Raw genomic sequence first — 26409 nt, 5'->3', positions numbered from 1 at the left:
CAGGCCGTCTCGAAATGTCGTCCAATCGGTGGATGGCCTCGGGAAGGCGACCCTAACCGACGTAGGGTTGATCTGGGATGGTCCGTGGGACGGCCAACCCCCGGACAGCCGCCTCGAAGGAGGTCCAGTTCAGTGACCAGCCAGGTCAGCAGCCCAGCGGAGCAGGCCGACGGAAACGTCGTGGGAGAGCAGCGCGATCCGGGCGACGCGAAGGACGTGCGGCGTCTGGACCGGGTGATCATCCGGTTCGCGGGGGACTCGGGTGACGGCATGCAGCTCACCGGTGACCGTTTCACCTCGGAAACCGCTTCCTTCGGCAACGACCTCTCCACCCTCCCCAACTTCCCCGCCGAGATCCGCGCCCCCGCCGGCACCCTGCCCGGCGTCTCCAGCTTCCAGCTGCACTTCGCGGACCACGACATCCTCACCCCGGGGGACGCGCCCAACGTGCTCGTCGCGATGAACCCGGCCGCGCTGAAGGCGAACATCGGCGACCTGCCGCGCGGTGCCGAGGTCATCGTCAACACGGACGAGTTCACCAAGCGCGCCCTGCAGAAGGTCGGCTACGGCGCCTCCCCGCTGGACGACGGCTCGCTGGACGGCTACAACCTGCACCCGGTGCCGCTGACCACGCTCACGGTGGAGGCCCTGAAGGAGTTCGACCTCTCCCGCAAGGAGGCCGAACGCAGCAAGAACATGTTCGCGCTGGGCCTGCTGTCGTGGATGTACCACCGGCCGACCGAGGGCACCGAGAAGTTCCTGAAGTCGAAGTTCGCGAAGAAGCCCGAGATCATGGCGGCGAACATCGCGGCGTTCCGCGCGGGCTGGAACTTCGGCGAGACGACGGAGGACTTCGCGGTCTCCTACGAGGTCGCCCCCGCCGCCAAGGCCTTCCCCGTCGGCACCTACCGCAACATCTCCGGCAACCTCGCCCTCGCCTACGGCCTGATCGCGGCCTCCCGCCAGGCCGACCTGCCGCTGTTCCTGGGCTCGTACCCGATCACCCCGGCCTCCGACATCCTGCACGAACTGTCGAAGCACAAGAACTTCGGCGTACGCACCTTCCAGGCCGAGGACGAGATCGCGGGCATCGGCGCGGCGCTCGGCGCGGCGTTCGGCGGCTCGCTCGCGGTGACCACGACGTCCGGCCCGGGTGTGGCGCTCAAGAGCGAGACGATCGCCCTGGCCGTCTCCCTGGAACTGCCCCTGCTGGTGGTCGACATCCAGCGCGGCGGCCCGTCGACGGGTCTGCCGACCAAGACCGAGCAGGCGGACCTGCTCCAGGCGATGTACGGCCGCAACGGCGAGGCACCGGTGCCGATCGTCGCCCCGAAGACCCCGGCGGACTGCTTCGACGCGGCCCTGGAGGCGGCCCGGATCGCGCTGACGTACCGCACGCCGGTGATGCTGCTCTCCGACGGCTACCTGGCCAACGGCTCGGAACCCTGGCGGATCCCCGACCTGGACGAACTGCCGGACCTCACCGTCCAGTTCGCGCAGGGCCCGAACCACACCCTGGCCGACGGCACCGAGGTCTTCTGGCCCTACAAGCGGGATCCGCACACCCTGGCCCGGCCGTGGGCGATCCCGGGGACGCCGGGTCTGGAGCACCGCATCGGCGGCATCGAGAAGCAGGACGGCACGGGCAACATCTCCTACGACCCGGCCAACCACGACTTCATGGTCCGCACCCGCCAGGCCAAGATCGACGGCATCACCGTGCCGGACATCGAGGTCGACGACCCGGACACCGCGCGGACGCTGGTGCTGGGCTGGGGCTCGACGTACGGACCGATCACGGCGGCGGTACGGCGCCTGCGCCGCTCCGGCGAGTCGATCGCACAGGCGCACCTGCGTCACCTCAACCCCTTCCCGCGGAATCTCGGTGAGGTGCTGCGGCGTTACGACAAGGTGGTGATCCCCGAGATGAACCTCGGGCAGCTCGCCACGCTGATCCGGGCGAAGTACCTGGTCGACGCCCACTCCTACAACCAGGTCAACGGCATGCCGTTCAAGGCGGAACAGCTCGCCACGGCGCTGAAGGAGGCCATCCATGACTGACGCCGGCAACGGGCTGCTCCAGCTGGTCCCCAAGGCCGAGGCCAAGCAGTCGATGAAGGACTTCAAGTCGGACCAGGAGGTGCGCTGGTGCCCGGGCTGCGGTGACTACGCGATCCTGGCCGCCGTCCAGGGCTTCATGCCCGAGCTGGGCCTGGCGAAGGAGAACATCGTCTTCGTCTCCGGCATCGGCTGCTCCTCCCGCTTCCCGTACTACATGAACACCTACGGGATGCACTCCATCCACGGGCGCGCCCCCGCGATCGCGACCGGGCTCGCCACCAGCAGGCGGGACCTGAGCGTGTGGGTGGTCACCGGTGACGGCGACGCGCTGTCCATCGGCGGCAACCACCTGATCCACGCCCTGCGGCGCAACGTGAACCTGAAGATCCTGCTGTTCAACAACCGGATCTACGGCCTGACCAAGGGCCAGTACAGCCCGACCTCCGAGGTCGGCAAGATCACCAAGTCGACCCCGATGGGCTCCCTGGACGCCCCGTTCAACCCGGTGTCGCTGGCCATCGGCGCCGAGGCGTCCTTCGTGGCCCGCACGATCGACTCCGACCGCAAGCACCTGACCGAGGTGCTGCGCCAGGCCGCCGACCACCCGGGCACGGCCCTGATCGAGATCTACCAGAACTGCAACATCTTCAACGACGGCGCCTTCGACGCCCTGAAGGATAAGCAACGGGCCCAGGAAGCACTGATCCGCCTGGAGCACGGGCAGCCGATCCGCTTCGGCGCCGACGGCGCGCGCGGTGTCGTACGCGACCGGGCCACCGGCGACCTCGAAGTCGTCACCGTGACCGCGGAGAACGAGGCCGACATCCTGGTCCACGACGCGCGCTCCGCGTCCCCGACCACCGCCTTCGCCCTCTCCCGCCTCGCCGACCCCGACACCCTGCACCACACCCCGATCGGCGTCTTCCGCAACGTGGAACGCCCGGTCTACGACACCGCGATGGCCGACCAGCTGGACACCGCCGTCGAGCAGAAGGGCAAGGGCGACCTCGCCGCGCTGCTGGCCGGGGGCGACACCTGGACGGTCGTCGGCTGAAGCGTCAGCTCTCGTCTCTCTCGCTCGGCTACGAGGCCCGGGACTGGATTTCCCGGGCCTCGTCGTATGCCCGCCGGGCGCCGAGCACGTCGTCCATGCGCCGCGCGGTCCACTGCGCCAGCGCCCGCACCTGCTCCGCCGCCTCGCGGCCGAGGTCGGTGAGGGAGTAGTCGACACGGGGCGGGATGACGGGCTTGGCGTCCCGGTGGACGAGGCCGTCGCGCTCCAGGGTCTGGAGGGTCTGCGTGAGCATCTTCTCGCTGACCCGGCCGATCGCGCGGCGCAGTTCGCTGAAGCGATACGGGCGGTCGAGCAGCTGGATCAGCACCAGCACACCCCAACGGCTGGTGACATGCTCCAGGACCAGGCGCTGGGGGCACATCGCCTCGCCGCCACCCTTCCACTCACTTACCGACATGCGGGTACCTTACTTCAAAGTGGGTACTTTCCAACAGTTAGCGCCACTCCTAGGGTTAGCGAAGGACGCACCCGAGAAGGAGATCGCACATCATGAGCATCGTCGTCACCGGAGCCACCGGACACCTCGGCCGCCACGTCGTGGAGCAGCTGCTGGAGAAGGTTCCGGCGGAGCAGATCACCGCCGTCGTGCGCGACGAGCAGAAGGCCGCCGACCTCGCGGCCCGCGGCGTACGGCTCGCCGTCGCCGACTACAACGCGCCCGAGACCTTCGGCAGCCTCTTCGCCGCCGGCGACAAGGTCCTGCTGATCTCGGGCAACGAGTTCGACAAGGGCCGGGTGCGGCAGCACCAGGTCGTCATCGACGCCGCCAAGGCCGCGGGCGTCGCGCTGCTCGCCTACACCAGCGCCCCGGGCACCCTGAAGGCCGACCTCGCGGACGACCACCGCGCGACCGAGGAGGTGCTGCTCGCCTCCGGCCTGCCGTACACGCTGCTGCGCAACGGCTGGTACTTCGAGAACTACACCGAGAACCTCGCGCCGGTGCTGGAGCACGGCGCCGTCGTCCAGGCCGCCGGCGCCGGCCGGATCTCCGCCGCCTCCCGCGCCGACTACGCCGCCGCCGCGGTCGCGGTGCTGACCGGCGAGGGCCACGAGAACAAGACCTATGAGCTGGGCGGCGACGAGCCCTTCGGCTTCGCCGAGTACGCGGCCGAGCTGAGCCGGCAGACCGGCAAGGAGATCGCCTACACCCCGGTCACCCCCGAGGTGCTGACCGGCATCCTGACCGGTGCCGGGCTGCCCGGTCCGCTGGCCGAGATCCTGGCCGGCGTGGACGCCTCCATCGAGAAGGGCGAGCTGGTCGTCACCACCGGCGACCTCACCCGTCTGACCGGCCGCCCGGCGCAGTCGCTTGCGGAGGCGGTCACCGCGGCCGTCAAGGGCTGACCCTCCGCCTCCACCGGGTTTCCACCGGCTGTCATGACCGTATACCGATACGGGCATGACAGCCGGGGGTGCTCGGCACTACCTTCGTTCTCGCGCGCGCGTGTGCCGATGCACCACGAGAAGGAGGGGCCGTGAGCGGGATGTCCAAGAACTCCGGGAGCTCCGGGAGCGAGGACCGGATAGGCCTGCTGAACGGCTTCGCCGCCTATGGCATGTGGGGGCTGGTCCCCCTCTTCTGGCCGCTGCTGAAACCCGCCGGCGCGGTGGAGATCCTCGCCCACCGCATGGTCTGGTCCCTGGTCGTCGTCGCCGCCGCGCTGCTGTTCGTGCGGCGCTGGGCCTGGGCCGGCGAGCTGCTGCGCCAGCCGCGCCGGCTCGCGCTCGTCGCCGTGGCCGCGACCGTCATCAGCGTGAACTGGGGCGTCTACATCTGGGCCGTGAACGCCGGCCATGTGGTCGAGGCCTCGCTCGGGTACTTCATCAACCCCCTGGTGACCATCGCGCTGGGCGTGCTGCTGCTCAAGGAACGGCTGCGGCCGGTGCAGTGGGCGGCGGTCGCGACCGGCCTCGCCGCCGTCGTCGTGCTGGCCATCGGCTACGGCCGCCCGCCCTGGATCTCGCTCGTCCTCGCCTTCTCCTTCGGCACCTACGGCCTGGTGAAGAAGAAGGTCGACCTCGGCGGCGTCGAGTCACTGGCCGCCGAGACCGCGATCCAGTTCCTGCCCGCTCTCGGCTATCTCCTCTGGCTCGTCGCCCACGGCGAGTCCAGCTTCGTGAACGACGGCTCCGGGCACGCCGCCCTGCTCGCCTCCACCGGCCTGGTCACCGCGCTGCCGCTGGTCTGCTTCGGCGCGGCGGCGATCCGCGTGCCGCTGTCCACGCTGGGCCTGCTCCAGTACCTCGCCCCCGTCTTCCAGTTCCTGCTCGGCATCCTGTACTTCCACGAGGCCATGCCGATGGAGCGGTGGGCCGGCTTCGCGCTGGTCTGGCTGGCGCTGATCCTGCTCACGGGCGACGCGCTGCGCTCCGCGCGCCGCACGCGGCGGTCGCTGGTGGTGGCGCGCGGCGGCCAGGCCGAGTCCGCCGCGGTGGACGCCTGACGGCCGTTCCACGGCCACGGCCGTCGTGGCGGGACGCTGTCGTGTCCGACGGCCGCTGTCAGTGGCGCGCGCTATAAGTGACAGCCATGTCGACACAGACGCCCGCACCCCTGCACTGGAAGCTCGTCATCGACGCGGCCGACCCGCACGCCCAGGCCGACTTCTGGGCCGCGGCGCTGCACTACACGGCCGAGGACAACAGCGCCCTGATCGAACGGCTGCTGCCCGCCGGCGCGCTGCCCGGCGAGGCCACGGTCGAGTACCACGGCCGGCCCGCCTTCCGCGACCTGATCGCCGTACGGCACCCCGACGACCCGTACGACCCCGCAACCGGCACCGGGCTGGGCCGGCGCCTGCTCTTCCAGCGTGTCCCGGAGCCGAAGACGGCCAAGAACCGGCTCCACCTCGACCTGCACGCCGGCCCGGAGCGGCGCGCGCAGGAGGTGGCCCGGCTGGAGGCGCTGGGCGCGCGCGTGGTGCGCGAGGTGACGGAGCCCGCCGGGCAGTGGGTGGTGCTGACGGACCCCGAGGGCAACGAGTTCTGCGTGCAGTGAGCCGCGGGGCGAGCCCCGTGGGACCTCGCTCACGGCTGTACGGCGGCCGGGCTCACGACTGTGCGGCGCGGGCCGCCCGGTCGGTCAGGCGGCCCATGCGGGCGCGGGCGGACTCCAGGGGGTGCATGTCGTCGGCGGCGGGCCCCGGCTCGGCGCTGAGGTCCGTCCACAGCTCGATCAGGTCGCGGCCCAGCCGCAGGCCCTCCTCGGGGTCACGCACCGCACGCCAGGCGGTCGCCGCGCTGCGGACGTTGCCGTAGGCGGCCTCCGCGTCCCGCGCCTGCCGGCGCAGCCGGGCGAGGTCCAGGGACTGCTCGAAGGCGCGGACCGGTTCGCCGCCCAAGTAGGCGATGTAAGCGGACAGTTCACGCAGGTGCAGCACCTCGGCATGGCCGGGGCCCAGCACGGTGGAGGCCTCGGCGACCGTACGGTCGGTGAGCTCCGCCGCCGCCTCGATCCGGCCCGCGCGCACGGCCTCGTTGATCCGCGTCATCGGCTCGGTCAGCAACTCGGCCCCCTCCGCCGTCTCCGTCAGCGGCCCGTCCCCGAGCACCTCCTCGGCGACGGCGTCGAACCCCCGGGCCGGCGTGTGGGCCGCGACCGGCGCCTCCGGCTCGGCGTACAGGGGGAGAGAAACCGAGAGGGAGGGAGAGAGGGAAGGGGTGGAGGCGGCGGGAGCAGGGATGTGGTCGGGGGCGGGGAGGCGTGCGGCTTCGGGCGCGGGGGCGACGGAAGCGGGAGTGGAGAGGGCGCAGGGAGCGGCGGCCGTGGTGGTGGTTGCGGTGGCGGCGGCCGTCACCGGCGCGTCCATGACCGGCGGGGGGCCGAACTGCCCCGCCGGCACCCGCGCCGTCCCGGCCGGCACGGCCTCCGGCTCCGGGCACGACCCGGCCTGCTCCGCCGGCTGCGCCTTCCCCGCCTCGCGCGGCGGAGCCGTCCGCACCGGCTCCCCCATGACGCGGCTGGAGCCGTCCGCCGAGACCTCCAGGGGAACCATGAGGCCCACCCGGTCGTCCTGGATCGTGGCACGTATCGGGGCGCCGAGGCTGATGGCGAGGCGCTGGAGGCGGTTCAGGACCGTCTGGTGGATCTCCTCGCCCGGCACGGCCGCCACCGACGTCCCGCCCACCGACGCGCCACCCGCGCCGAACACCCGGACCGGCACCACCGCCGGGTGCTCCGCAGGCCGCTGCGCCCGCTTCTTCTCGAAGCTCAGTCGAGACATCGGTTTTCCCTCACTCCCCCGGCGTCGCGATTCCGGTCGTACGCGTCCTGCCCACCAGTGTCTCCGCTCCCCTCGGCTTCCGGGTCACCGCACCGTCACAGCCTCGCACCAGCCGCCTCCCGGGAGCATGCTCAGCGGCGGCGCGAAGACGCTCTTCGCGCGGGCCCGGCGGGGGATCAGGCGCTGATGTCCTTCGTCGTGAACCTCGCCCAGGCCGCCGTGCCGAACACGGCCGCGTACAGCGCCTGGAGGCCGAGGTTCTTCTCCAGTCCGTCCCAGTAGACGGGGTCGCGGATCAGGTCGGCGAAGGACAGCCAGTAGTGCGAGAAGAAGTACGGCTGCAGGGCGTGCAGCTGGGGTATCTGGTCGAGGATCTGGACGGTGATGAGCAGCCCGACGGTGGTCGCCATCGCCGCGATGCCGCTGTTCGTGAGCGTCGAGACGAACAGGCCGACGGCGGCCACACCGATCAGCGAGAGGGCGACGACCAGGGCGATCAGCAGGGCTCGGCCGAGGCCCTCGGCGAAGCTGATCTGCGTGCCGGAAATCGTCGTGAGGTCGCCCAGCGGGAAGAGCAGCACGCCGACGATCAGTGCCGAGACGGCGACGACCAGGGTGGCCAGCAGGCAGAAGGCCATCACCGTCGCGTACTTGGTGAGCAGCAGCCGGCTGCGGCCGGCCGGGGCGACCAGCAGATAGCGCAGGGTGCCCGCGCCCGCCTCGCCCGCTATCGCGTCCCCCGCGACGACGCCGACGGCCATCGGCAGGAAGAACGGCAAGGTCGCGGCGAGTGCCGTGAACACCAGGAACAGGCCGTTGTTGGTGATCTGCGAGATGAACGCCGGGCCCTGGCCGCCGTGGTCCGCCGACCCGCCGCCGCGCGTCTCGATCTTCACCGCGATCCCGACCAGCACCGGCACCGCGGCCAGCACCCCGAGCAGGGCGAGCGTGCGCCAGCGTCGGACGGTCGTGACCAGCTCGCTGCGCAGCAGCCCGAACGTCCACAGCGGGCTCGGCCGGCGCACGGCGGAGACGAGGGCCGCGTCGGACCCGGAAGCCCTCTCGGACAGGGGATCCGTCTCAGCCCGCGACATCGAAGCCCTCCCCCGTCAGTGCCACGAACGCGTCCTCCAGCGAGGCCCGTTCGAGCGCGAGGCCCCGCACCCGCACGCCCGCCATGACCAGCGCGGCGTTCACCTCGGCGAGGTCCCGCGCGGGCGGTTCGCCGGTGACCCGGTCGCCGTCGGCGGTGACGTCCGCGACGCCCTGTTCCTTCAGCACCCGGGCGGCCTCGGCCGGATCCGGGGTGGTGACCACCAGCCGGCCGCGCGCCCCGGCCGCCAGGTCGGCCACCGCGCCCTGCGTGACCAGCCGGCCCTGCGCCATGACCGCCGCGTGCGTGCACACCTGCTCGATCTCGTCGAGGAGGTGGGAGGAGAGGAAGACCGTCGTGCCGTCGGCGGCCAGCTCTCTGATCAGGGTGCGGATCTCCCGCATGCCCTGCGGGTCGAGGCCGTTGGTGGGCTCGTCCAGGACGAGCAGCCGGCGCGGCTGGAGCAGGGCGGCCGCGAGGCCCAGGCGCTGCTTCATGCCCAGCGAGTACGCTCGCGCCTTCTTTCCGGCGGCCGCCGCGAGGCCCACCCGGTCCAGGGCGGCGGCGACGCGGGCGCGCCGGGTGCGCGGGTCGGCGGTCGGGTCGGCGGCGTCGTAACGCAGCAGGTTGTCCCGGCCGGAGAGGAAGCCGTACAGCGCGGGGCCCTCGATGAGCGCGCCGACCTCGGGCAGTACGGAGCGGGCCGCCCGGGGCATCGGGCGGCCCAGTACCCGGGCCGTGCCTGCGGTCGGCTCGATCAGGCCCATCAGCATGCGGATGGTCGTGGTCTTGCCCGAGCCGTTCGGACCGAGGAAGCCGAAGACGCTGCCGGCCGGGACGGTCAGATCCAGACCGTCCACGGCGAGCTGTCCGCCGCGGTAGCGCTTGGTGAGGCCGCGCGTGGCGATGACGCTCGCCTCGGCCTGCCCGGGGGCATGCCGCTCGGCGTCCCCCGCCTCCCGCTCCGTGGCGGACGGTCCGTCCATCGGCTCCCCCTCGGTTCGTGCTTCCGTAAAGGGTCAACGCACGATCACGGTCCGTAGTGCCCGGACAGGGTCACTTTCCTTCGTTCGCCGCCTTCACCAGGGCGTCCTTCGTCACCGCGCCGGCGTAGACCTTGCCGTCGTCGGTCATCAGGACGTTGACCAGGCGGGTGGAGAAGACCGTGCCCTTGCCGAACTTGCCCGAGACCTTGTCGCCGAGCGAGCCGAGGAAGCCGCTGAGGTCGCCGGCCTTGGAACCGCCGCTCGGCAGGCCGCCCTTGGCGCCCGTGTCGAACGTGGCGACGGACGTCCAGCCCTTGCCGATGACGGTGCCCTTGTCGTGGCCCTGGGCGAAGCCCCCGCCGGGCTTGAACCCGTCGTGCTCCCGGGCCGTGGCGCCCTTCTTCTGCTCCGTCACCTTCGCGCCCTTGGGCGGGGTGAAGGTGAACATGGAGGCAGCCGGCCTGGCGAAGGAGACCTCGGTGAAGCCCGCGTCGACGACGGCGGCGCCGCCGCTCTTCGGGGTCAGCGTGAACTTCAGCGGCATGCCCGTCTTCGCGTCGACCGCGATGCTGATCGCGCCGACCGTGGTGCCCGACTGGCGCGGCTTGATCAGCAGCTTGTAGGCAGCGCGGCCGGCGACCTGCTCGGTGCCGTCGACGGTGACGGACGTGGTGCCGTCCACCGCCTTCAGCGCCTGGTCGGCGAAGTCCTTCGGCGTGGCCGGCGGCTGCTCGGCCCTGCGGTCCTTGCCCGTCTCGGGGGAGGTGCTGTGGGAGACGGAGTTGGTCTTGCTGTCGTAGCCCCAGACGTTCGTGCCGTCGTGGATGAGGCTGTACTCGGAGCCGCTCTCCAGCAGCGAGATCTTCTGCTTGTCCGGGCCGTCGGCGGCGACGCGCAGCGTGTGCGTGCCGGAGACCAGCTCGGTGAGCTTGGCCTGCGGGTCGGCGGAGGAGCCGGCGCCGGCGCCCTTGCCGGCTCCGGAGGCCAGGCTGCTCTCCAGGCCGCCGAGGTTCGGCAGGCCGAGGTCGGTGCTGATCTTCACCGTGCCGGACAGCTGCTGCACGTCCGACTTGGCGATCTTGTCGATGAGCTGCTTCGCGGTGATCTTGGGCAGGTCCGGGTCGCCCGAGGCGGCGAGCGCCGGGACCAGCCCGATCGTGGCCGCCGCCACGCCCACCACCGCGACCGGGACCGCGTAACGCGCGGCCTTGCGGCGTCCGGCGTGCGGGTTCTCGTCCCGCGCGACGTCCACCGCGTCGTCGGATTCGTACGGTGCCATGTGTGCCTTACCTCCGTCGTCGGCGGCGGCTTTCCTCACGCTGGTCCACCCTGAGCCGCCATTCTCACCCGAATCGGTGAGGAGTGGTGATGTCCGTGTTCCCCATCTCACCAAATCGGCCATGAGGAAGCGTCAGACCACGGAGCCAACTCCGTGTACGCCTGCGGTATGACACGTAGGGGCGGCGACCGCCGGGACCCCTAGGGGCCGGGCCCGGTCGCACGGACGCCGAAGGGCGCCGTACGACCGTGTGCCAGATCGCGGACACGTCAGCCACTGCCCGCGGGGACGGGCCGGTACGCCGTCGTGGCCCGGGCCTCAGCCCGCGCGGTGCACCACCGCGTCGCACAGCTCCACCAGAGCCGCCTTGGCGTCGCAGTCCCGCAGCGGCGACAGCGCGGCCCGGGCCTCCTCGGCGTAGCGCACGGTGTCGCGGCGGGCCTGCTCCAGCGCGGGGTGCGCGCGCAGCGCGGTCAGGGCCTCGGCGTGCCGGGCGTCGTCGGTGAGGTCGGAGTCCAACAGCTCGCACAGCGCGAGGTCCTCGGGCAGCCCCAGCCGGGCCGCGCGCTCGCGCAGCCGGAGAACGGGCAGCGTCGGGATGCCCTCGCGCAGGTCGGTGCCCGGGGTCTTGCCGGACTCGTGCGAGTCGGAGGCGATGTCCAGGACGTCGTCGGCGAGCTGGAAGGCGACGCCGAGCCGCTCGCCGTACTGGGTGAGGACGTCGACGACCGTCTCGTCGGCGCCCGACATCATCGCGCCGAACCGGCACGAGACCGCCACCAGCGAGCCGGTCTTGCCGCCGAGCACGTCCAGGTAGTGCTCGACCGGGTCGCGGCCGTCCGAGGGGCCCGCGGTCTCCAGGATCTGGCCCGTGACCAGCCGCTCGAACGCGAGGGCCTGCACCCGGACCGCCTCGGGCCCGAGGTCGGCGAGGATCTGGGAGGCACGGGCGAAGAGGAAGTCGCCGGTGAGGACCGCGACGGAGTTGCCCCAGCGGGTGTTGGCGCTGTCCACACCGCGCCGCACGGCCGCCTCGTCCATGACGTCGTCGTGGTACAGCGTGGCGAGGTGGGTCAGCTCCACGACGACGGCCGACGGCACGATGCCCGGCGCGTAGCGGTCGCCGAACTGCGCCGCGAGCATCACGAGCAGCGGCCGGAACCGCTTCCCGCCGGCCCGTACGAGGTGCTGCGCGGCCTCCGTGATGAACGGGACCTCGCTCTTGGTGGCCTCGAGCAAGCCTTCCTCGACAGCCGCCAATCCGGCCTGGACATCGGCTTCGAGAGCCTGGTCCCGCACGCTCAGCCCGAACGGCCCGACGACGGTCACGAGGGGTCTCCTGTCTGCTGGTGTCTGCTGGCGATTACACGGTTTGTCGATAGGTCGCTGCCATCACTCAAGTCAGCGTATCCGGTCCTGTTTCGATCACCGATAGCGCCCACCGGTCCGGCCCGGGCGCTATTGGATCATGGCCGCTTTATTCTCGATCAGATAGTAAGAACGGACATTCATCGACTTAACAGGACACCCTGCGCTTTGTCGCGAACCGAGGGGCGAGCGGAGTAACGGCTCCACCCTCACCCGCGGGCCACCCGCCGGCCATCTCACACCCACCCCTCACCCCATCCCTCACCCCGCCCCCCTTTCCACGTCCCCCTTCATGGCCGGCGCCACTCCGGGCGCGAGTCCCTGAAATCCACTATGTCCCCTTTGTGGCTATTTGATACTTCGTGAGTTGGGTCACGGACGCCCGTGTCCGCACACCGGCCACCGAACCGTCCGCTCCCCTTGCCCGGCGCGCGAGTTGAAGGTTGGCAACCGCAAAGGATCAAGTACCGCATAGGGTGTACTTCAAGGTCAAACAGGACGTTATGTGATTCCGGCACTTGTTCCCGACATGTGCTCTCGCATACGTTCCGGCTCGCTGGGCGGACGCCGAATCCTGCCGCCGCCCGCACAACCATCCGCGAACTCATTCGTACGGCAGGAGCGGGGGACCCAGGTAAGTCGCCGGATCGGTCGGCACACGTCGCACCGGAACGGCTAGGGGTGAAGCCGCGCCTTCTCGCGAAGGCACGGCCGGGCACCTCCCCGCCCGAACCCGACAGCTCACCTCGCAGGCGCCGGAGAGGAACTCCCCATGCCTGCTGCCGCTCAGCACAGCCGTACCCGCACCAGCCGTGTCATGCGCGCCCTCGCCGTCGCCGGCACCGGTGCCGCCGTTCTCGCGATGCCGATCATCGGCGCCACCAGCGCCTCCGCCGCGACCAGCACGCCCTCGACGGCCGCCACGACCACGTCCCTCGTCCACACGTCCGGGTACACGAACACCCTCGACGGCTGGATCCGCAAGTCCCTCTCGATCATGGCCCAGAAGGGCATCCCCGGCTCCTACAACGGCATCTACCGCAACATCATGCGGGAGTCCTCCGGCAACCCGCTGGCCATCAACAACTGGGACTCCAACGCCGCCGCCGGCATCCCGTCCAAGGGCCTGCTCCAGGTCATCGACCCGACCTTCCGCGCCTACCACGTGACCGGCACCGCGCTCGACCCGTACGACCCGGTCGCGAACATCACCGCGGCCTGCAACTACGCCGCCGCGCGCTACGGCTCGATCGACAACGTCCACAGCGCGTACTGAGACACCGGTCAGCCGGTCAGCCGGTCGGAAACAGTCTTTCGAGGACGACGGCGACGCCGTCGTCCTCGTTCGACAGGGTGATCTCGTCGGCCACCGCCTTCAGTTCGGGATGCGCGCCGGCCATGGCGACCCCGTGCCCGGCCCAGTCGAACATCGGGATGTCGTTGGGCATGTCCCCGAAGGCCAGCGCCTGTCGGGCACCGACGCCCAGCCGCTCCGCGGCGAGCGCCAGCCCGGTGGCCTTCGTCACCCCGGACGGCTGGAGCTCCACGGTCCCCGGCCCCGACATGGTGACCGTCGCGAGCGAACCCACCACCGCGCGCGCGACGTCCGCCAACTCGTCGTCGGACAGGGCGGCATGGCGCAGCAGCACCTTGCTGATGGGCTTGTGCCACAGGTCGTCGCGCCGGTCGACCCGCACCGAGGGCAGGGTCGGGTGCGGCATCCGGTAGCCGGGCTCGATGAGCGTGAGCCCGTCGACGCCGTCCTGGTCGACGGCCGCGTAGACCTGCCCCACCTCGGCCTCGATCTTGCCGAGCGCCTCCTCGGCCAGTTCCCGGTGCAGCCGGACCGACCAGAGCAGGCGCCCGCTCCCGGCGTCGTAGACCTGCGCGCCCTGTCCGCACACCGCGAGCCCCGCGCAGCCGAGGCGCGCGAGCAGCGGCCGTACCCGAGGGGCCGGACGGCCCGTCACCACCAGATGCCGGGCACCGGCCCGCGCCGCCCGCGCGAGCGCGGCGAGCGACCGGTCGGAGACCGTGTCGTCGCCCCGCAGCAGCGTGCCGTCCAGGTCAGTGGCGATCAGTGCGTATGCGGCTGCCATGATCAGAGAATACGGACGCGGAGCCTGTCCGACTCACCTCGCCGTACTGCGTACTTACGTGCTCATCACCCCCAAGTGGCGCCCGCCGTCCGCCTGATGACACTGCCGCACGGTCCCCGGTATGCCGTCGCCGTCCCCGGACGCGGCCGCTCCGTCAGCCGTGGGCCGCCGCCAAGTGCTTCGCCAGTCGCGGCGAGGCGAACTCCGTGCCGCACACGAAGCGCATCACCGGGCCGTACGACGCCGCCGCCGGCAGGCCGGTGAAGTACAGGCCGGGGACGGAGGAGACGCAGCCGGGGCCGAGCCTCGGCGCGCCGCGGCTCACGGCCAGCCGGGTGCGCAGGCCGTGGCCGAGGAAGTCGATCGCCGCGATGTCGACGCGGTAGCCGGTGGCCGCGATGACGTGGTCGGCGGCGAGCCGTTCCACACCGTCGGCAGGGGTCTGCCCGCGCGGGCCGGTTCGGGAGCGGGAGAACGTGCGGACGGTGAGGACGGGGCTGCCGTCCGACGCCTCCGCGCGGACGATCCGCTCGACTTCCTGCACCTGTACGGCGCTGTCGAACCGCTCGCGCAGCCACCAGGCGCCGAGCGGTCCGAGGACGCGGCGGACCAGGTGGTGACGGGCGGCCTCGGGCAGGTGGCGGTAGGGGTGCGGGTAGTAGCTGAGCGCCCACAGCGACCAGGCGCGGCCGAAGGGGGATGCGGGGCGCAGTCTCGGCTGCTCCCAGGGCGGGGCGCCGAAGGCGACCCGGCCGCGGCCGCGCGCGACCACGCGCACGCGTGCGCCGGCTTCGGCGGCGAGCGCGGCCGTCTCCAGCGCGGACTGGCCGGCGCCGACGACGATCAGCTCCCGGCCGGCGAACCGGCCGAGGTCGTGGTGCTGGGAGCTGTGCGAGAGCGGTCCGCTCGCGGAAGGCCCGTCGGGTGCCGCGCCCGCGAGTTCCGGCGGAAGGTGGGCGAGGCCGGACAGGCCGGTGGCGACGACGACCGCGCGAGCGGTGCACAACTCTCCCGAATCCAGCTTGAGTTCGAAGCCGCCGCGCGCGTCACGGTCGACGGACACGACCCGCAGCCGCTCCAGGCCGGGCAGCAGCTTCTGCTGGAACCACTCGCCGTAGGCGACGAAGGTCTCCACCGGGATGATGTCCTCGTCGGCCACCAGGCGGCGGATGCCGGCCGCGTCGCAGTAGTCGGCGAGGGTGTGGCCGGGCTGCGGGCAGTCCAGGCGACGCGGCGGGTGTCGACTTCAGGAGCATGCCCTCGGGCATGTGGGCGCGCCAGCTGACCATGGGGTCGCCGAAAACGCGGACAGGGATGCCGCGCGCGTGGAGATGGGCGGCGGTGGACAGGCCGAACGGCCCGGCCCCGATGACTGCAACCGGTCGAGTCACGAAGTCCCTCCCCAGGACACGGTGCGCCACTCTTGATCGTCTTGGTGGCTTGGCCTACTTCGTGGAGGTGTTGCCGCCGCGGCGGTTGGTCCGCCACAGCTGATACAGGTGCTTCGCGCCCGGGCGCACGAAGCGGGCGAGCATCGTGAGGAACGGCAGCGGGTCGTCACCCGCGAACCAGGCCAGCTCCGTCCCGCTCGCCTTCGCCGGGGCGTGCGGCGTCGTGTAGCCGCTGCGGCGGTAGGCGAGGAGGGCGGGCAGGTCGATGTTCTCCACGACGTAGCGGTGGCCGGCGCGCTGTTCCCCCTCCGGTACGGCGCGGCCGGTCAGGTGCAGGTGCAGGGCGCGGACCACGTCCACCCCCGACTCGTTCTCGAAGAGCCGGAACTGGGCGCCCATGCGGGGGTTGAAGTCCAGGAGTTTGTACTGTCCGTCGCGCCGGTCGAAGCGCAGGTCGAGGTCGATGATGCCGCTGAAGCCGATCTGCTTGATGAAACGCGCGGCGAGGTCGGCGAGTTCCGGGTTGTCGACGACGTAGGCGTTCGCCGTCATCCCGGCGTGCGGCGGCCACGAGCGGACCTTGACTCCGGTGAACAGCGTGAGCGGGGTGGAGTCGGGGCCGAAGCAGGCGTGCACGATCCAGTCCTCGGCCTCCTCGCGCGGGAGGTACTCCTGGAGGATCACGCCCGGCTCGGCGCCCCAGTCGCGGGCCAGGGCGAGCAGGCCCTCCCGGGTGGCGATCCGCGTGGTGCCGTTCACGGCGGGCCGACGGCGCCGTACGAACGCCTCGCGGTTCTTGGCCACCACCGGGAAGCAGGCCGTGTCCGCGAAGGCGACGATGTCGTCGTACGACTCCGGGAACGCGGCCGACGGGCTGGCGATGCCGTGCTCGACGCACAGTTCGTGCAGTCCCTGTTTGCTGGCGAGCCGGCGCGGCAGCCCCGGCTCGACCCTTGGGAAGAGAAAAGATCCGGCCAGCTCGTCCTGGTGCTCGGCGATCAGGACGGCGGCCTCTTCGTCGGTCGGTATCAGGACGGTCGGGCGGCCGATGCGACGGCCGACGCGCAGCAGCCCCTCGACCAGGTGGCCCGGGTCCTCCGCGCCGGTCGTCGGCCACACGAACGCCTTCTTCAGATAGCGCGAGGAGGCCGCCGGCGTGTACGGATCCTCGGTGATGGCGTACATGGGCACGCCGAGGCGGCCCAGACTGCGAATGGCGCCGACACCGCCGTGGTGCAGCGGATAATCGCCGAACTTGACGATCAGCCCCGGCACGTCACGGTCGGCCTCGAACGGCACACTGACGGCGTCTCCGGCCACGGGTCCCCCCACGTGTCCCCCCAAACGGAACGGATCCGGCCCGTCCGTGTCCCCAAAGGACGCTAAGCCGGAATTGCCCACTCCGACAAGGCCTATTCGGAGCCTATTCGGACATTGCGAACCCTTTAGGTATCGTGCGGGCAACCTTCGGGGCACCTGGCGGGACGCGCACCGGGGCACACCTCGGGGCTCTGCCCAAGACATGCGTCACAGCCGTAACGTGTGGCGCGACCACATGGAACGCATCGCCATGCATGGCCCGGATGAGAGTGAGGCAGCACCCCATGCCCCCCTTCGACGTCCCCGAGGGCGACCCCTTCGGCCCGCACAACCTTCCCTATGGCGTGTTCTCGCCCTCCGGCAGCACGGAGCGGAGGGTCGGCGTCCGGCTCGGGGACCACGTCCTCGACGCGGGCGCGGCAGCCGCCGCCCTCGGCTCGCCGCACCAGGCACTGCTCGCCCGCCCCACTCTCAACGCCCTCCTGGGCGCCGGCCGCGCGACGTGGTCGGAGGTACGGGACGCCGTCACGGCCTGGGTCACGGACCCCGCGCACCGCGAGGCCGTGGAACCGCTGTTCCGCCCCTTGTCCGAGGTGACCTTGCACCTGCCCTTCGAGGTCGCGGACTACGTCGACTTCTACGCCTCGGAGAACCACGCGAGGAACGTCGGCCAGATCTTCCGCCCGGACGCCGCGGACTCCCTCACTCCCAACTGGAAGCATCTGCCGATCGGTTACCACGGCCGCTCCGGCACGGTCGTCGTCTCGGGCACGGACGTCGTACGGCCCTCGGGGCAGCGCAAGGGTCCGGACGACCCGGTGCCCGTGTTCGGCCCGTCGGTCCGGCTGGACATCGAGGCCGAGGTCGGCTTCGTCGTGGGCGTCCCGTCCGCACTGGGCAGCCCGGTCGCACTCGGCGACTTCCGGGAGCACGTCTTCGGCCTCTGCCTGCTGAACGACTGGTCCGCGCGGGACATCCAGGCCTGGGAGTACGTCCCCCTCGGCCCGTTCCTCGGCAAGTCCTTCGCCACCTCGGTGTCCGCATGGATCACCCCGCTGGACGCGCTGGAGCACGCGCGCGTGGCCGCACCGGAGCGCACGCACCCCCTGCTGCCCTATCTGGACGACGCGGCGCCGGGCATCGAGCCGGGAGGCTACGACCTGCGGATCTCCGTCGCGATCAACGGCCATGTGGTCTCCGAGCCGCCGTTCTCGACCATGTACTGGACCGCTGCCCAGCAACTCGCCCACATGACGGTGAACGGCGCCTCGCTGCGCACCGGCGACCTGTACGGCTCGGGCACGGTGAGCGGCCCCGAGGAACGCCAGCGCGGCTCCCTCCTGGAGCTGACCTGGAACGGCCGCGAGCCCCTCGAACTCCCCGACGGCAAGCGGGCCTTCCTGGAGGACGGCGACGTGGTGACACTGTCCGCGTGGGCCCCCGGCCCGGACGGACGCCGGGTCGGGCTGGGAGAGGTCAGCGGCCGCGTCGTATCGGCGTGAGCCACGCCGTCGCCACGCGCGCGCGTGCGTAGCCGGCGTGTGCCGGCGACGTCCGGCGCGGCGGCCCCACCGGACGACCTGGACCGGCCGCCAACTGACCCTGGCCTGCGACGGGACCGCGGGCACCGTGTCCACCGCGGTCCCGGTGCCGCTGTCCCCGGTCGCGCTGGTGGCCTCGGACGGATCCGCGCCCGGCTCGCCGCCCGGATCGGCAGCGGGCGACCGCTGGAGGGCGAACGACTGCCGACGCTACGGCAGCGGGCCCCATGGCGCGCGTGCCGCGAGCCGGAGGCGGCGTCGCCGGTACGCACCCGGCGCGGTGCGGGGACGCGGGTCGCTCTGCTGCCGCCGGGCGCCCGACACCGCGAGACGGCGGAACTCACCGACGGCACGAGGAACTTCGCGGCCTGGACGCCCGCGCCGGGATTCGCGCCGGACGACGTGCTGGAGGCGGTGCGGCGGGCCGTGCGGGAGCGGGAGACGCGGGGCTTCCGCCCCCGGAGGCCGGCCGAGCCGGACGTGACGGAACGAGGCGGCCAGAGCGCGGGACGGATCACTGCCGAGACCTGCCTCTCACCGCTCCTCCCCGGCATACTGGGCGGACAACGCACCATGCGACGCGCCCCCGGCCCATCGCCCCGCACCACCCGCACCCGAGCCCCTCTCCGACCAGGAACCGGAGCCCCGGCATGACCGTCTGCCTGCTCCTGCTGAGCGTCGTCGCCCTGACGTCCGCGCTGCCGGCACCGCGCGCGCTGACGCGTGCCGCCTGGCCCGAGCGGGAACCCGTGGTCGCGCTGTGGGTGTGGCAGTGCCTGGTCGCCACCGTCCTGCTGTGCTGTCTGGCCGCGCTGGTCCTGGGCACGGCGGCCGTCTTCCACACCGTCCGCGACCGCGTGTTCGCCCCCGCGCCGCCCTCCGTCACCGCCGCGTACGACCTGTCCGCCACACCGGTGTGGGCCACCGCCCTCACCCTGCTGCTGGCCTGCGGGGCCGCGTGGACGACAGCGATGGTGGCCCGGGAGATCGTCGAGGCCCGCCGCAGCCGCGGCCAGGCTCGCGCGCAACTGCGCGAACGAGCCCCCGACCTGCCGGCCGGGCTGCCTGCGGCGCGGGGCCCGATGCTCGTGCTGGAGGACGAGTACCCGGACGCCTGGTGGATGCCGGGCCACCCGCCACAGCTGGTCGTCACCACGGGCGCGCTGCAACGCCTCACCGACCATCAGCTGGACGCCGTCCTCACACACGAACGCGGGCACGCGCGTGCCCACCACGACTGGCTGCTGCACCTGTCCACCGCGCTCGCCACGGGCTTCCCGCGCGTGCCGCTCTTCGCCCACTTCTGCGACCAGACGCACCGCCTGGTCGAGCTGGCCGCCGACGACACGGCGTCCCGCCGCTGCGGACACCTCACCACGGCCCTCGCACTGATCGAGCTGAACCAGCACCGGGGTGTCCTCTCCTGCGACTCCAGCCGACGCCTGCTGGGCGAGCGCGTGGACCGCCTCCTGGAGCCCCCGCCGCGGCTGCTGCGCCGGCACCGGGCCCTGACGACGACGGTGGCCGCCCTGGTGCCGCTGCTGCCCCTGCTGATCACATTCGCCCCGGGGCTGACGGCGCTGTCCTGACAGGCCCACCGGTGGCAGATCTTCCCGCCCGCTAGGCGAGAACCGCAGCTCAGCGGTGTATCCAACATCCCCTCACCTGGCGCAACACTGCGGCAACACGCGTTTCCCCACCACATCGGTATGGTTCCAGCCATGCCACCCACCGACCGCCCCGCGACCATGCCGGTCAGGGCGCCGCGACCACCGTCGCAGCCCACCGCGCACGTCGCCGGCTGCGTGCGGACCGGGCCCGGCAGCTCGCCGACCTGCTGCGCCACCAGCTCCTCACCGGCGCCTTCCAGGACGGCTCCCTCCCCCACGAGTCGATCCTCGCCGCCGACTACCGCGCCTCCCGCAACACCGTCCGCCAAGGCCTGGACCTGCTCCGGGCCGAAGGGCTGGTGGAGCGGCAGCCGGGGGTCGGCACCGTGGTCGTCGCCCGGAAGTACCCGCACGGGCTCGACCGTCTGCTGGGCCTTGCGGAAACCCTCCGCGAACACGGCCGCGTCACCAACGAGGTCCGCACCATGGGCCCCGCTCCCGCACCCGCCCCGGTGGCCGACGCCGCCGTACCCGCGCTGGCCAAGGCCCTGGGCGACGCCGACGCCGGCGTGCGCAAGGCGGCCGTCCTGGCCCTGACGCGGCATCGGGGCACGGCACAGGCCCGCGTGGCTCTCGCCACGGCCGCGACCGACTCGGACGCTGACGTCAGGGCCTACGCGGCGCGGGGGCTGTGACAATCCCCCGCGTCCCCTCAGGCCGACTTGCTCGGCCCGCTCGGCCCGCTATATCCAGTCGTCGGGCTCCGGCTCCTCGTCGTGCTCCGGCCAGTCGGCGTCCTGCGCGGCGCCGACGGCCGGAGCCGAGCCCACCGCGCCCGTCGGGCCCGCCGACCCCGCCGGATCGTCCAGGGGGGCCAGCACCGCCAGTACGCCCTCCCCGTACGTGGCCAGCTTCTTCTCGCCGACGCCGCTCACCGTGCCCAGCTCGCGTACCGAGGTGGGGTTCAGGGTGACGATGGCGCGCAGGGTGGCGTCGTTGAAGACGATGTACGGCGGGACACCCTGCTCGCGGGCCTGTTCGGTGCGCCAGGCGCGCAGGGCCTCGAAGGCGGGCAGCAGCTCGTCGGGCAGTTCGGCCGCGGCGGCCTTGGTCTTGCTGCCGCCGGACGCGCCCGCCGACCGCGACCGGGCCACGGCCGGCTTCTTCGGCTCCTTGCGCAGCGGCACCTCCCGCTCCTGCCGCAGCACCGAGCCGCTCTCCTCGGTGAGCACCAGCGTGCCGTACTCCCCCTCGACCGCGAGCAGTCCCTGGGCCAGCAGTTGGCGGATGGCGCCCCGCCACTCGGCCTCTGTGAGATCCGTACCGATACCGAAGACGGACAGCTGGTCGTGGTCGAACTGGATGACCTTGCCGGTGCGCTTGCCGAGCAGGATGTCGACGATCTGCACGGCGCCGAACTTCTGGCCGCGCTCGCGCTGGAGCCGTACCACGGTCGACAGCACCTTCTGCGCGGCGATCGTGCCGTCCCAGGTCTCCGGCGGGGTCAGGCAGGTGTCGCAGTTGCCGCAGCCCGCCGGATCGGGGTCCTGGCCGAAGTAGGCGAGCAGCTGGCCACGGCGGCACTGGGCCGTCTCGCACAGCGCGAGCATCGCGTCGAGGTGGGCGGAGGCACGGCGGCGGAAGGCGTCGTCGCCCTCGCCGGACTGGATCAGCTTGCGCTGCTGTATGACGTCGTTCAGGCCGTACGCCATCCACGCCGTGGACGGTTGTCCGTCGCGGCCCGCGCGGCCCGTCTCCTGGTAGTAGCCCTCGATCGACTTGGGCAGGTCCAGGTGGGCGACGAACCGTACGTCCGGCTTGTCGATGCCCATGCCGAAGGCGATGGTCGCCACGACGACCAGGCCGTCCTCGCGCAGGAACCGGGACTGGTGGGTGGCGCGCACGCCCGCGTCCAGGCCCGCGTGGTAGGGCACCGCCTCGATGCCGTTGGCGGCCAGGAACTCCGCCGTCCGCTCCACCGAGTTGCGTGACAGGCAGTACACGATGCCCGCGTCGCCCGTGTGCTCCTGCCGAAGGAAGGCGAGCAGCTGCTTCTTGGGGTCGGCCTTGGGCACGATCCGGTACTGGATGTTGGGCCGGTCGAAACTGGCGACGAAGTGCCGGGCCGACGGCAGGTTCAGCCGCTGGGTGATCTCCTGGTGGGTGGCGCGGGTCGCCGTCGCGGTCAGGGCGATCCGCGGGACGTCCGGCCAGCGCTCGCCGAGGAGGGACAGCGCGAGGTAGTCGGGACGGAAGTCGTGGCCCCACTGGGACACGCAGTGCGCCTCGTCGATCGCGAAGACGGAGATCTTGCCGCGCGAGAGGAGGTCGAGCGTGGTGTCCAGACGCAGCCGCTCCGGGGCCAGGTAGAGCAGGTCCAGCTCGCCGGAGAGGAACTCGGCCTCGACCAGGCGGCGCTCGTCGAAATCCTGCGTGGAGTTCATGAAGCCGGCGCGCACACCGAGGGCGCGCAGGGCGTCGACCTGGTCCTGCATCAGGGCGATCAGTGGGGAGATCACCACGCCTGTACCGGGTCTGACCAGGGCGGGGATCTGGTAGCAGAGCGACTTGCCGCCGCCGGTCGGCATGAGGACGAGGGCGTCGCCGCCGGCCACCACATGCTCGATGATCGCTTCCTGCTCGCCCCGGAAAGCCTCGTATCCGAAGACCCGGTGCAGCGTGGCCAGCGCCTCGCTGTCGGCCGCGCCCGGCCCCTCGGTCACCTGTGGCATCTCGCTGATCCCGCCCGTCGCTTTCATGGTCCTGTCCCCCGCCGGTCCCCCGTGTGTCGTATCCCGACCGCTGCCTCCACGATAGGGGGCCGCACCGACAGCCACGGAGTTATCCACAGGCTCACGCCATTCTCCTGCGTGATCGGCCGCTGACCTGACGCAACCATCCGGTCTCCGCCCGGCAGCACACATGAACGTTGCCGTCGAGACTTCGGCACCCCCGGCGGGTTCCTCCCGAAGGCGGATGGACGGCCGACGATCCCCCACTACTGGCGGTTCGAGAACGAGGACGGCCGGGCCGCTGTACACGTCTTCGAACGGAAACCGACGACCGGCGCCTGCACCGGCACCGCGGCCCGGCACCCACCTCATGAGGGGTGCCGGGCCGCGGCATGTACGAGCAGAGCGTCAGCGCACGAAGACTCCCGCCTGGCTCGCCAGGTGCAGGAAGTACTGCGGGGCCACGCCGAGCACCAGGGTCACCGCCACGCCCAGGCCGATCGCGGCCATGGTGAGCGGGGACGGGACGGCCACCGTCGGGCCGTCCGGGCGCGGTTCGCTGAAGAACATCAGGACGATCACGCGGATGTAGAAGAACGCGGCGATCGCCGAGGAGATCACACCGATGACGACCAGCGGGGCCGCGCCGCCGGCCGCCGCCGCCTTGAACACGGCGAACTTTCCGGCGAAGCCGGAGGTCAGCGGGATGCCGGCGAAGGCGAGGAGGAAGACCGCGAAGACGGCTGCCACGAGGGGGGAGCGGCGGCCCAGCCCCGCCCACTTGGACAGGTGGGTGGCCTCGCCGCCCGCGTCGCGCACCAGCGTGACCACCGCGAAGGCGCCGATCGTCACGAAGGAGTAGCCGGCCAGGTAGAAGAGGACGGACGAGACGCCGTCCTTCGAGGTGGCGATGACACCCGCGAGGATGAATCCGGCGTGTGCGATCGAGGAGTACGCCAGGAGGCGTTTGATGTCGGTCTGGGTGATCGCGACGATCGCACCGCCCAGCATGGTGACGATCGCCACCGCCCACATGACCGGCCGCCAGTCCCAGCGCATGCCCGGCAGGACGACGTACAGCAGGCGCAGCAGCGCGCCGAACGCGGCCACCTTCGTCGCCGCCGCCATGAAGCCCGTCACCGGGGTCGGCGCGCCCTGGTAGACGTCGGGCGTCCACATGTGGAACGGCACCGCGCCCACCTTGAACAGCAGACCCATCACGATCATGGCACCGCCCATGAGCAGCAGGGCATCGTTGCCCATGGTGTTGGCGAGTGCCGGGTCGACGTTGGTGACCGTGCCGTCGACGACCTGCGCGATGCGCGCGTACGACACCGAGCCTGCGTAGCCGTAGAGCAGGGCGATGCCGAACAGGGTGAACGCCGAGGCGAACGCGCCGAGCAGGAAGTACTTGACCGCGGCTTCCTGCGACATCAGCCGCTTGCGGCGGGCCAGTGCGCACAGCAGGTACAGCGGCAGGGAGAAGACCTCCAGGGCCACGAACAGCGTCAGCAGGTCGTTGGCCGAGGGGAAGACCAGCATGCCCGCGATGGCGAACAGCAACAGCGGGAAGACCTCTGTCGTGGTGAAGCCCGCCTTCACCGCCGCCTTCTCGCCGTCGCTGCCCGGCACCGAGGCGGCCTGTGCGGCGAAGGAGTCGACGCGGCTGCCGTGCGCGGCCGGGTCCAGGCGGCGCTCGGCAAAGGTGAACAGGGCGACCAGTCCGGCCAGCAGGATCGTGCCCTGGAGGAACAGGGCCGGTCCGTCGACGGCGATCGCGCCCATGGCCGCGATGTGCGCCTTGGTGGTGCCGTAGCCGTCGGCCGCGAGCCCGACCACCGCGGCGAACGCGGCACACAGGGCGACGACGGACACGAACACCTGGGCGTAGTAGCGGGACTTGCGCGGGACGAACGCCTCGATCAGCACGCCGACCAGCGCGGCACCGACGACGATCAGTGTCGGCGACAATTGTCCGTATTCGATCTTCGGCGTCGGGATCTTCGCGATCGGGTCGGCCGCGGTTGTCCACAGGCTGTGGACGGCTGCTGTGCTCACTTGGCCGCCTCCACCGAGGGCTTGGGGTCGGTCTTGTGTACGTCGGACATGGTCTGCTTGACCGCCGGGTTGACGATGTCCGTGACGGGCTTCGGGTAGACGCCCAGGAAGATCAGCAGCACGATCAGCGGGGCGACCACCATCAGCTCGCGCGCGCGGAGGTCTGGCATCGCCGAGACCGCGGGCTTCACCGGGCCCGTCATCGTCCGCTGGTACAGCACGAGGGTGTAGAGCGCGGCGAGGACGATGCCGAAGGTGGCGATGACACCGATCGCCGGGTAGCGCGTGAACGTGCCGACCAGGACGAGGAATTCGCTCACGAACGGCGCGAGGCCGGGCAGGGAGAGAGTGGCCAGGCTGCCGATCAGGAACGTGCCGGCGAGTACCGGGGCGACCTTCTGCACCCCGCCGTAGTCGGCGATGAGCCGCGAGCCGCGCCGGGAGATGAGGAACCCGGCGACCAGCATCAACGCGGCTGTGGAGATGCCGTGGTTGACCATGTAGAGCGTGGCGCCGGACTGGCCCTGGCTGGTCATCGCGAAGATGCCCATGATGATGAAGCCGAAGTGCGAGATCGACGCGTACGCCACCAGGCGCTTGATGTCCCGCTGCCCGACGGCGAGCAGTGCGCCGTAGACGATGCTGATCAGGGACAGGACGAGGATGACGGGCGTCGCCCACTTCGACGCCTCCGGGAACAGCTGGAGGCAGAAGCGGAGCATCGCGAAGGTGCCCACCTTGTCGACGACCGCGGTGATCAGGACGGCGACCGGGGCGGTGGCCTCCTGCATGGCGTTGGGCAGCCAGGTGTGCAGCGGCCACAGCGGCGCCTTCACCGCGAAGGCGAAGAAGAAGCCGAGGAACAGCCAGCGTTCGGTGCTGGTCGCCATGTGCAGCGAGCCCGTCGCGCGCGCGTGCGCGATGTCCGCGAGGCTGAAGCTCCCGGCGACGACGTAGAGGCCGATCACCGCGGCGAGCATGATCAGGCCGCCGACGAGGTTGTAGAGGAGGAACTTCACGGCCGCGTACGACCGTTGCGTCGAAGCCGCCGCCTCGCCCTGTGCGTGGGCGCGGTCGCCGAAGCCGCCGATGAGGAAGTACATCGGGATGAGCATGGCTTCGAAGAAGATGTAGAAGACGAAGACGTCGGTGGCCTCGAACGAGATGATCACCATCGCCTCGACTGCCAGGATCAGCGCGAAGAAGCCCTGTGTGGGCCGCCAGCGCCGGCTGCCCGTCTCCAGCGGGTCGGCGTCGTTCCAGCCGGCGAGGACGATGAACGGGATCAACAGGGCGGTCAGCGCGACCAGCGCCACCGCGATGCCGTCCACGCCCAGCTCGTACCGCACCCCGAAGTCCGCGATCCAGGCGTGGGACTCGGTGAGCTGGTAGCGGGCGCCGCCCGGGTCGAAGCGGACCAGGATCGTGATCGCCAGGGCGAGTGTGGCGAGCGAGACGAGCAGCGCCAGCCACTTGGCGGCGGTACGCCGCGCGGCCGGTACGGCGGCCGTGGCGACGGCTCCCACGGCCGGGAGCGCCGCCGTCGCTGTCAGCAGAGGAAAGGACATCGGTA

The 26409-nt window shown here is 71.5% G+C and carries 19 protein-coding genes, 3 pseudogenes and 1 riboswitch; of the genes and pseudogenes, 10 read left to right on the top strand and 12 right to left on the bottom strand.

Annotated features, from left to right (window positions below; genetic code table 11):
- Positions 1–132 precede the first annotated feature (132 nt).
- Together ACZ4MF_RS32415 and ACZ4MF_RS32410 are read left to right on the top strand one after the other, a co-directional pair.
- Positions 133–2061 (top strand): 2-oxoacid:acceptor oxidoreductase subunit alpha, encoded by a 1929-nt coding sequence (locus ACZ4MF_RS32415; protein ID WP_467495768.1) that lies wholly within the window; start codon positions 133–135, stop codon positions 2059–2061.
- On the top strand, positions 2054–3115 hold the full coding sequence (locus ACZ4MF_RS32410) for a 2-oxoacid:ferredoxin oxidoreductase subunit beta (RefSeq protein ID WP_467495766.1): 1062 nt from the start codon (positions 2054–2056) through the stop codon (positions 3113–3115). Before ACZ4MF_RS32415 ends, ACZ4MF_RS32410 begins: the two co-directional genes overlap by 8 nt.
- Before the next feature lie 28 nt (positions 3116–3143).
- On the opposite strand, the gene ACZ4MF_RS32405 is transcribed toward ACZ4MF_RS32410, so the two are convergent.
- Complete coding sequence (locus tag ACZ4MF_RS32405) at positions 3144–3533, bottom strand: winged helix-turn-helix transcriptional regulator (protein ID WP_362822965.1); 390 nt, start codon at positions 3531–3533, stop codon at positions 3144–3146.
- A 92-nt stretch (positions 3534–3625) separates the two neighbouring features.
- Here ACZ4MF_RS32405 and ACZ4MF_RS32400 point away from each other — a divergent pair, with 92 nt between their 5' ends.
- The 3 genes from ACZ4MF_RS32400 to ACZ4MF_RS32390 all read left to right on the top strand — a co-directional run bounded on the left by ACZ4MF_RS32400 (position 3626) and on the right by ACZ4MF_RS32390 (position 6134).
- Positions 3626–4480 (top strand): SDR family oxidoreductase, encoded by an 855-nt coding sequence (locus tag ACZ4MF_RS32400; protein ID WP_467495764.1) that lies wholly within the window; start codon positions 3626–3628, stop codon positions 4478–4480.
- Between the two features lie 140 nt (positions 4481–4620).
- On the top strand, positions 4621–5580 hold the full coding sequence (gene rarD, locus ACZ4MF_RS32395) for an EamA family transporter RarD (protein ID WP_467495834.1): 960 nt from the start codon (positions 4621–4623) through the stop codon (positions 5578–5580).
- A gap of 86 nt (positions 5581–5666) precedes the next feature.
- Positions 5667–6134, top strand: coding sequence for a VOC family protein (locus ACZ4MF_RS32390; protein WP_467495763.1), 468 nt, complete (start codon positions 5667–5669; stop codon positions 6132–6134).
- A gap of 52 nt (positions 6135–6186) precedes the next feature.
- Here the strand turns inward: ACZ4MF_RS32390 and ACZ4MF_RS32385 are convergent, their stop codons facing one another.
- The 5 genes from ACZ4MF_RS32385 to ACZ4MF_RS32365 all read right to left on the bottom strand — a co-directional run bounded on the left by ACZ4MF_RS32385 (position 6187) and on the right by ACZ4MF_RS32365 (position 12046).
- Complete coding sequence (locus ACZ4MF_RS32385) at positions 6187–7359, bottom strand: hypothetical protein (RefSeq protein ID WP_467495762.1); 1173 nt, start codon at positions 7357–7359, stop codon at positions 6187–6189.
- Positions 7360–7535: 176 nt separating this feature from the next.
- Positions 7536–8453 (bottom strand): ABC transporter permease, encoded by a 918-nt coding sequence (locus tag ACZ4MF_RS32380; RefSeq protein WP_467495761.1) that lies wholly within the window; start codon positions 8451–8453, stop codon positions 7536–7538.
- Positions 8440–9438 carry an ABC transporter ATP-binding protein gene (locus ACZ4MF_RS32375; RefSeq protein ID WP_362822969.1) on the bottom strand — a complete coding sequence of 333 codons (999 nt, stop codon included), beginning with the start codon at positions 9436–9438 and terminating at the stop codon, positions 8440–8442. The genes ACZ4MF_RS32380 and ACZ4MF_RS32375 overlap by 14 nt, the downstream gene beginning before the upstream one ends.
- Positions 9439–9508: 70 nt before the next feature.
- Entirely contained in the window at positions 9509–10717 is a 1209-nt protein-coding gene (locus ACZ4MF_RS32370) for a LolA family protein (RefSeq protein WP_467495759.1), read from the bottom strand.
- Between the two features lie 318 nt (positions 10718–11035).
- Positions 11036–12046, bottom strand: coding sequence for a polyprenyl synthetase family protein (locus ACZ4MF_RS32365; protein ID WP_356027538.1), 1011 nt, complete (start codon positions 12044–12046; stop codon positions 11036–11038).
- Between the two features lie 626 nt (positions 12047–12672).
- Positions 12673–12853, top strand: a riboswitch (cyclic di-AMP (ydaO/yuaA leader).
- Between the two features lie 4 nt (positions 12854–12857).
- Between ACZ4MF_RS32365 and ACZ4MF_RS32360 the strand changes: the two genes are divergently transcribed.
- The gene (locus ACZ4MF_RS32360) at positions 12858–13361 is read left to right on the top strand and encodes a transglycosylase SLT domain-containing protein (RefSeq protein ID WP_467495757.1); all 504 of its coding nucleotides are present in this window, start codon (positions 12858–12860) and stop codon (positions 13359–13361) included.
- Between the two features lie 16 nt (positions 13362–13377).
- Here the strand turns inward: ACZ4MF_RS32360 and ACZ4MF_RS32355 are convergent, their stop codons facing one another.
- The 3 genes and pseudogenes from ACZ4MF_RS32355 to ACZ4MF_RS32345 form a co-directional block, all read right to left on the bottom strand.
- The gene (locus tag ACZ4MF_RS32355; protein ID WP_467495756.1) at positions 13378–14184 is read right to left on the bottom strand and encodes an HAD family hydrolase; all 807 of its coding nucleotides are present in this window, start codon (positions 14182–14184) and stop codon (positions 13378–13380) included.
- 154 nt (positions 14185–14338) lie between these two features.
- Positions 14339–15575, bottom strand: a pseudogene (locus ACZ4MF_RS32350) (FAD-dependent oxidoreductase).
- A gap of 54 nt (positions 15576–15629) precedes the next feature.
- Positions 15630–16874: a carboxylate--amine ligase gene (locus tag ACZ4MF_RS32345; protein ID WP_467495833.1), complete on the bottom strand. Its 1245-nt coding sequence runs from the start codon at positions 16872–16874 to the stop codon at positions 15630–15632.
- Positions 16875–17179: 305 nt separating this feature from the next.
- On the opposite strand from ACZ4MF_RS32345, the gene fahA reads away from it, so the two are divergent.
- The 4 genes and pseudogenes from fahA to ACZ4MF_RS32325 form a co-directional block, all read left to right on the top strand.
- Positions 17180–18397 (top strand): fumarylacetoacetase, encoded by a 1218-nt coding sequence (gene fahA / locus ACZ4MF_RS32340; protein ID WP_467495755.1) that lies wholly within the window; start codon positions 17180–17182, stop codon positions 18395–18397.
- Positions 18398–19086: 689 nt separating this feature from the next.
- Positions 19087–20025, top strand: coding sequence for a M56 family metallopeptidase (locus ACZ4MF_RS32335; RefSeq protein WP_467495754.1), 939 nt, complete (start codon positions 19087–19089; stop codon positions 20023–20025).
- A gap of 132 nt (positions 20026–20157) precedes the next feature.
- Positions 20158–20567: pseudogene (locus ACZ4MF_RS32330) on the top strand (GntR family transcriptional regulator); the annotation flags it as partial.
- Positions 20565–20741: pseudogene (locus ACZ4MF_RS32325) on the top strand (HEAT repeat domain-containing protein); the annotation flags it as partial. The pseudogenes ACZ4MF_RS32330 and ACZ4MF_RS32325, both read left to right, overlap by 3 nt.
- A 48-nt stretch (positions 20742–20789) precedes the next feature.
- Here ACZ4MF_RS32325 and recQ read toward each other — a convergent pair.
- The 3 genes from recQ to ACZ4MF_RS32310 all read right to left on the bottom strand — a co-directional run bounded on the left by recQ (position 20790) and on the right by ACZ4MF_RS32310 (position 26404).
- A complete protein-coding gene (gene recQ, locus ACZ4MF_RS32320; protein ID WP_467495752.1) occupies positions 20790–22805 on the bottom strand; it encodes a DNA helicase RecQ in 2016 nt (671 codons plus the stop codon).
- Positions 22806–23186: 381 nt separating this feature from the next.
- Entirely contained in the window at positions 23187–24836 is a 1650-nt protein-coding gene (gene nuoN, locus ACZ4MF_RS32315) for an NADH-quinone oxidoreductase subunit NuoN (RefSeq protein WP_467495751.1), read from the bottom strand.
- Positions 24833–26404, bottom strand: coding sequence for an NADH-quinone oxidoreductase subunit M (locus ACZ4MF_RS32310; RefSeq protein WP_356027565.1), 1572 nt, complete (start codon positions 26402–26404; stop codon positions 24833–24835). The genes nuoN and ACZ4MF_RS32310 overlap by 4 nt, the downstream gene beginning before the upstream one ends.
- Positions 26405–26409: the final 5 nt, after the last annotated feature.

Source organism: Streptomyces sp. NPDC025793 (genome assembly GCF_055558375.1).
Note: the sequence above shows the minus strand (reverse complement) of the source record. Positions and strands in the feature narration are given on the sequence as shown.

Excerpts from the sequence above, each read along its gene's own strand:
- ACZ4MF_RS32310 (WP_356027565.1), bottom strand. The coding sequence starts at position 26,404 with ATGTCCTTTCCTCTGCTGACAGCGACGGCGGCGCTCCCGGCCGTGGGA.
- ACZ4MF_RS32385 (WP_467495762.1), bottom strand. The coding sequence starts at position 7,359 with ATGTCTCGACTGAGCTTCGAGAAGAAGCGGGCGCAGCGGCCTGCGGAG.
- recQ (WP_467495752.1), bottom strand. The coding sequence starts at position 22,805 with ATGAAAGCGACGGGCGGGATCAGCGAGATGCCACAGGTGACCGAGGGG.
- ACZ4MF_RS32370 (WP_467495759.1), bottom strand. The coding sequence starts at position 10,717 with ATGGCACCGTACGAATCCGACGACGCGGTGGACGTCGCGCGGGACGAG.
- rarD (WP_467495834.1), top strand. The coding sequence starts at position 4,621 with ATGTCCAAGAACTCCGGGAGCTCCGGGAGCGAGGACCGGATAGGCCTG.
- ACZ4MF_RS32335 (WP_467495754.1), top strand. The coding sequence starts at position 19,087 with ATGACCGTCTGCCTGCTCCTGCTGAGCGTCGTCGCCCTGACGTCCGCG.
- ACZ4MF_RS32400 (WP_467495764.1), top strand. The coding sequence starts at position 3,626 with ATGAGCATCGTCGTCACCGGAGCCACCGGACACCTCGGCCGCCACGTC.
- ACZ4MF_RS32355 (WP_467495756.1), bottom strand. The coding sequence starts at position 14,184 with ATGGCAGCCGCATACGCACTGATCGCCACTGACCTGGACGGCACGCTG.
- ACZ4MF_RS32390 (WP_467495763.1), top strand. The coding sequence starts at position 5,667 with ATGTCGACACAGACGCCCGCACCCCTGCACTGGAAGCTCGTCATCGAC.
- ACZ4MF_RS32380 (WP_467495761.1), bottom strand. The coding sequence starts at position 8,453 with ATGTCGCGGGCTGAGACGGATCCCCTGTCCGAGAGGGCTTCCGGGTCC.
- fahA (WP_467495755.1), top strand. The coding sequence starts at position 17,180 with ATGCCCCCCTTCGACGTCCCCGAGGGCGACCCCTTCGGCCCGCACAAC.
- ACZ4MF_RS32410 (WP_467495766.1), top strand. The coding sequence starts at position 2,054 with ATGACTGACGCCGGCAACGGGCTGCTCCAGCTGGTCCCCAAGGCCGAG.
- ACZ4MF_RS32405 (WP_362822965.1), bottom strand. The coding sequence starts at position 3,533 with ATGTCGGTAAGTGAGTGGAAGGGTGGCGGCGAGGCGATGTGCCCCCAG.
- ACZ4MF_RS32375 (WP_362822969.1), bottom strand. The coding sequence starts at position 9,438 with ATGGACGGACCGTCCGCCACGGAGCGGGAGGCGGGGGACGCCGAGCGG.
- ACZ4MF_RS32360 (WP_467495757.1), top strand. The coding sequence starts at position 12,858 with ATGCCTGCTGCCGCTCAGCACAGCCGTACCCGCACCAGCCGTGTCATG.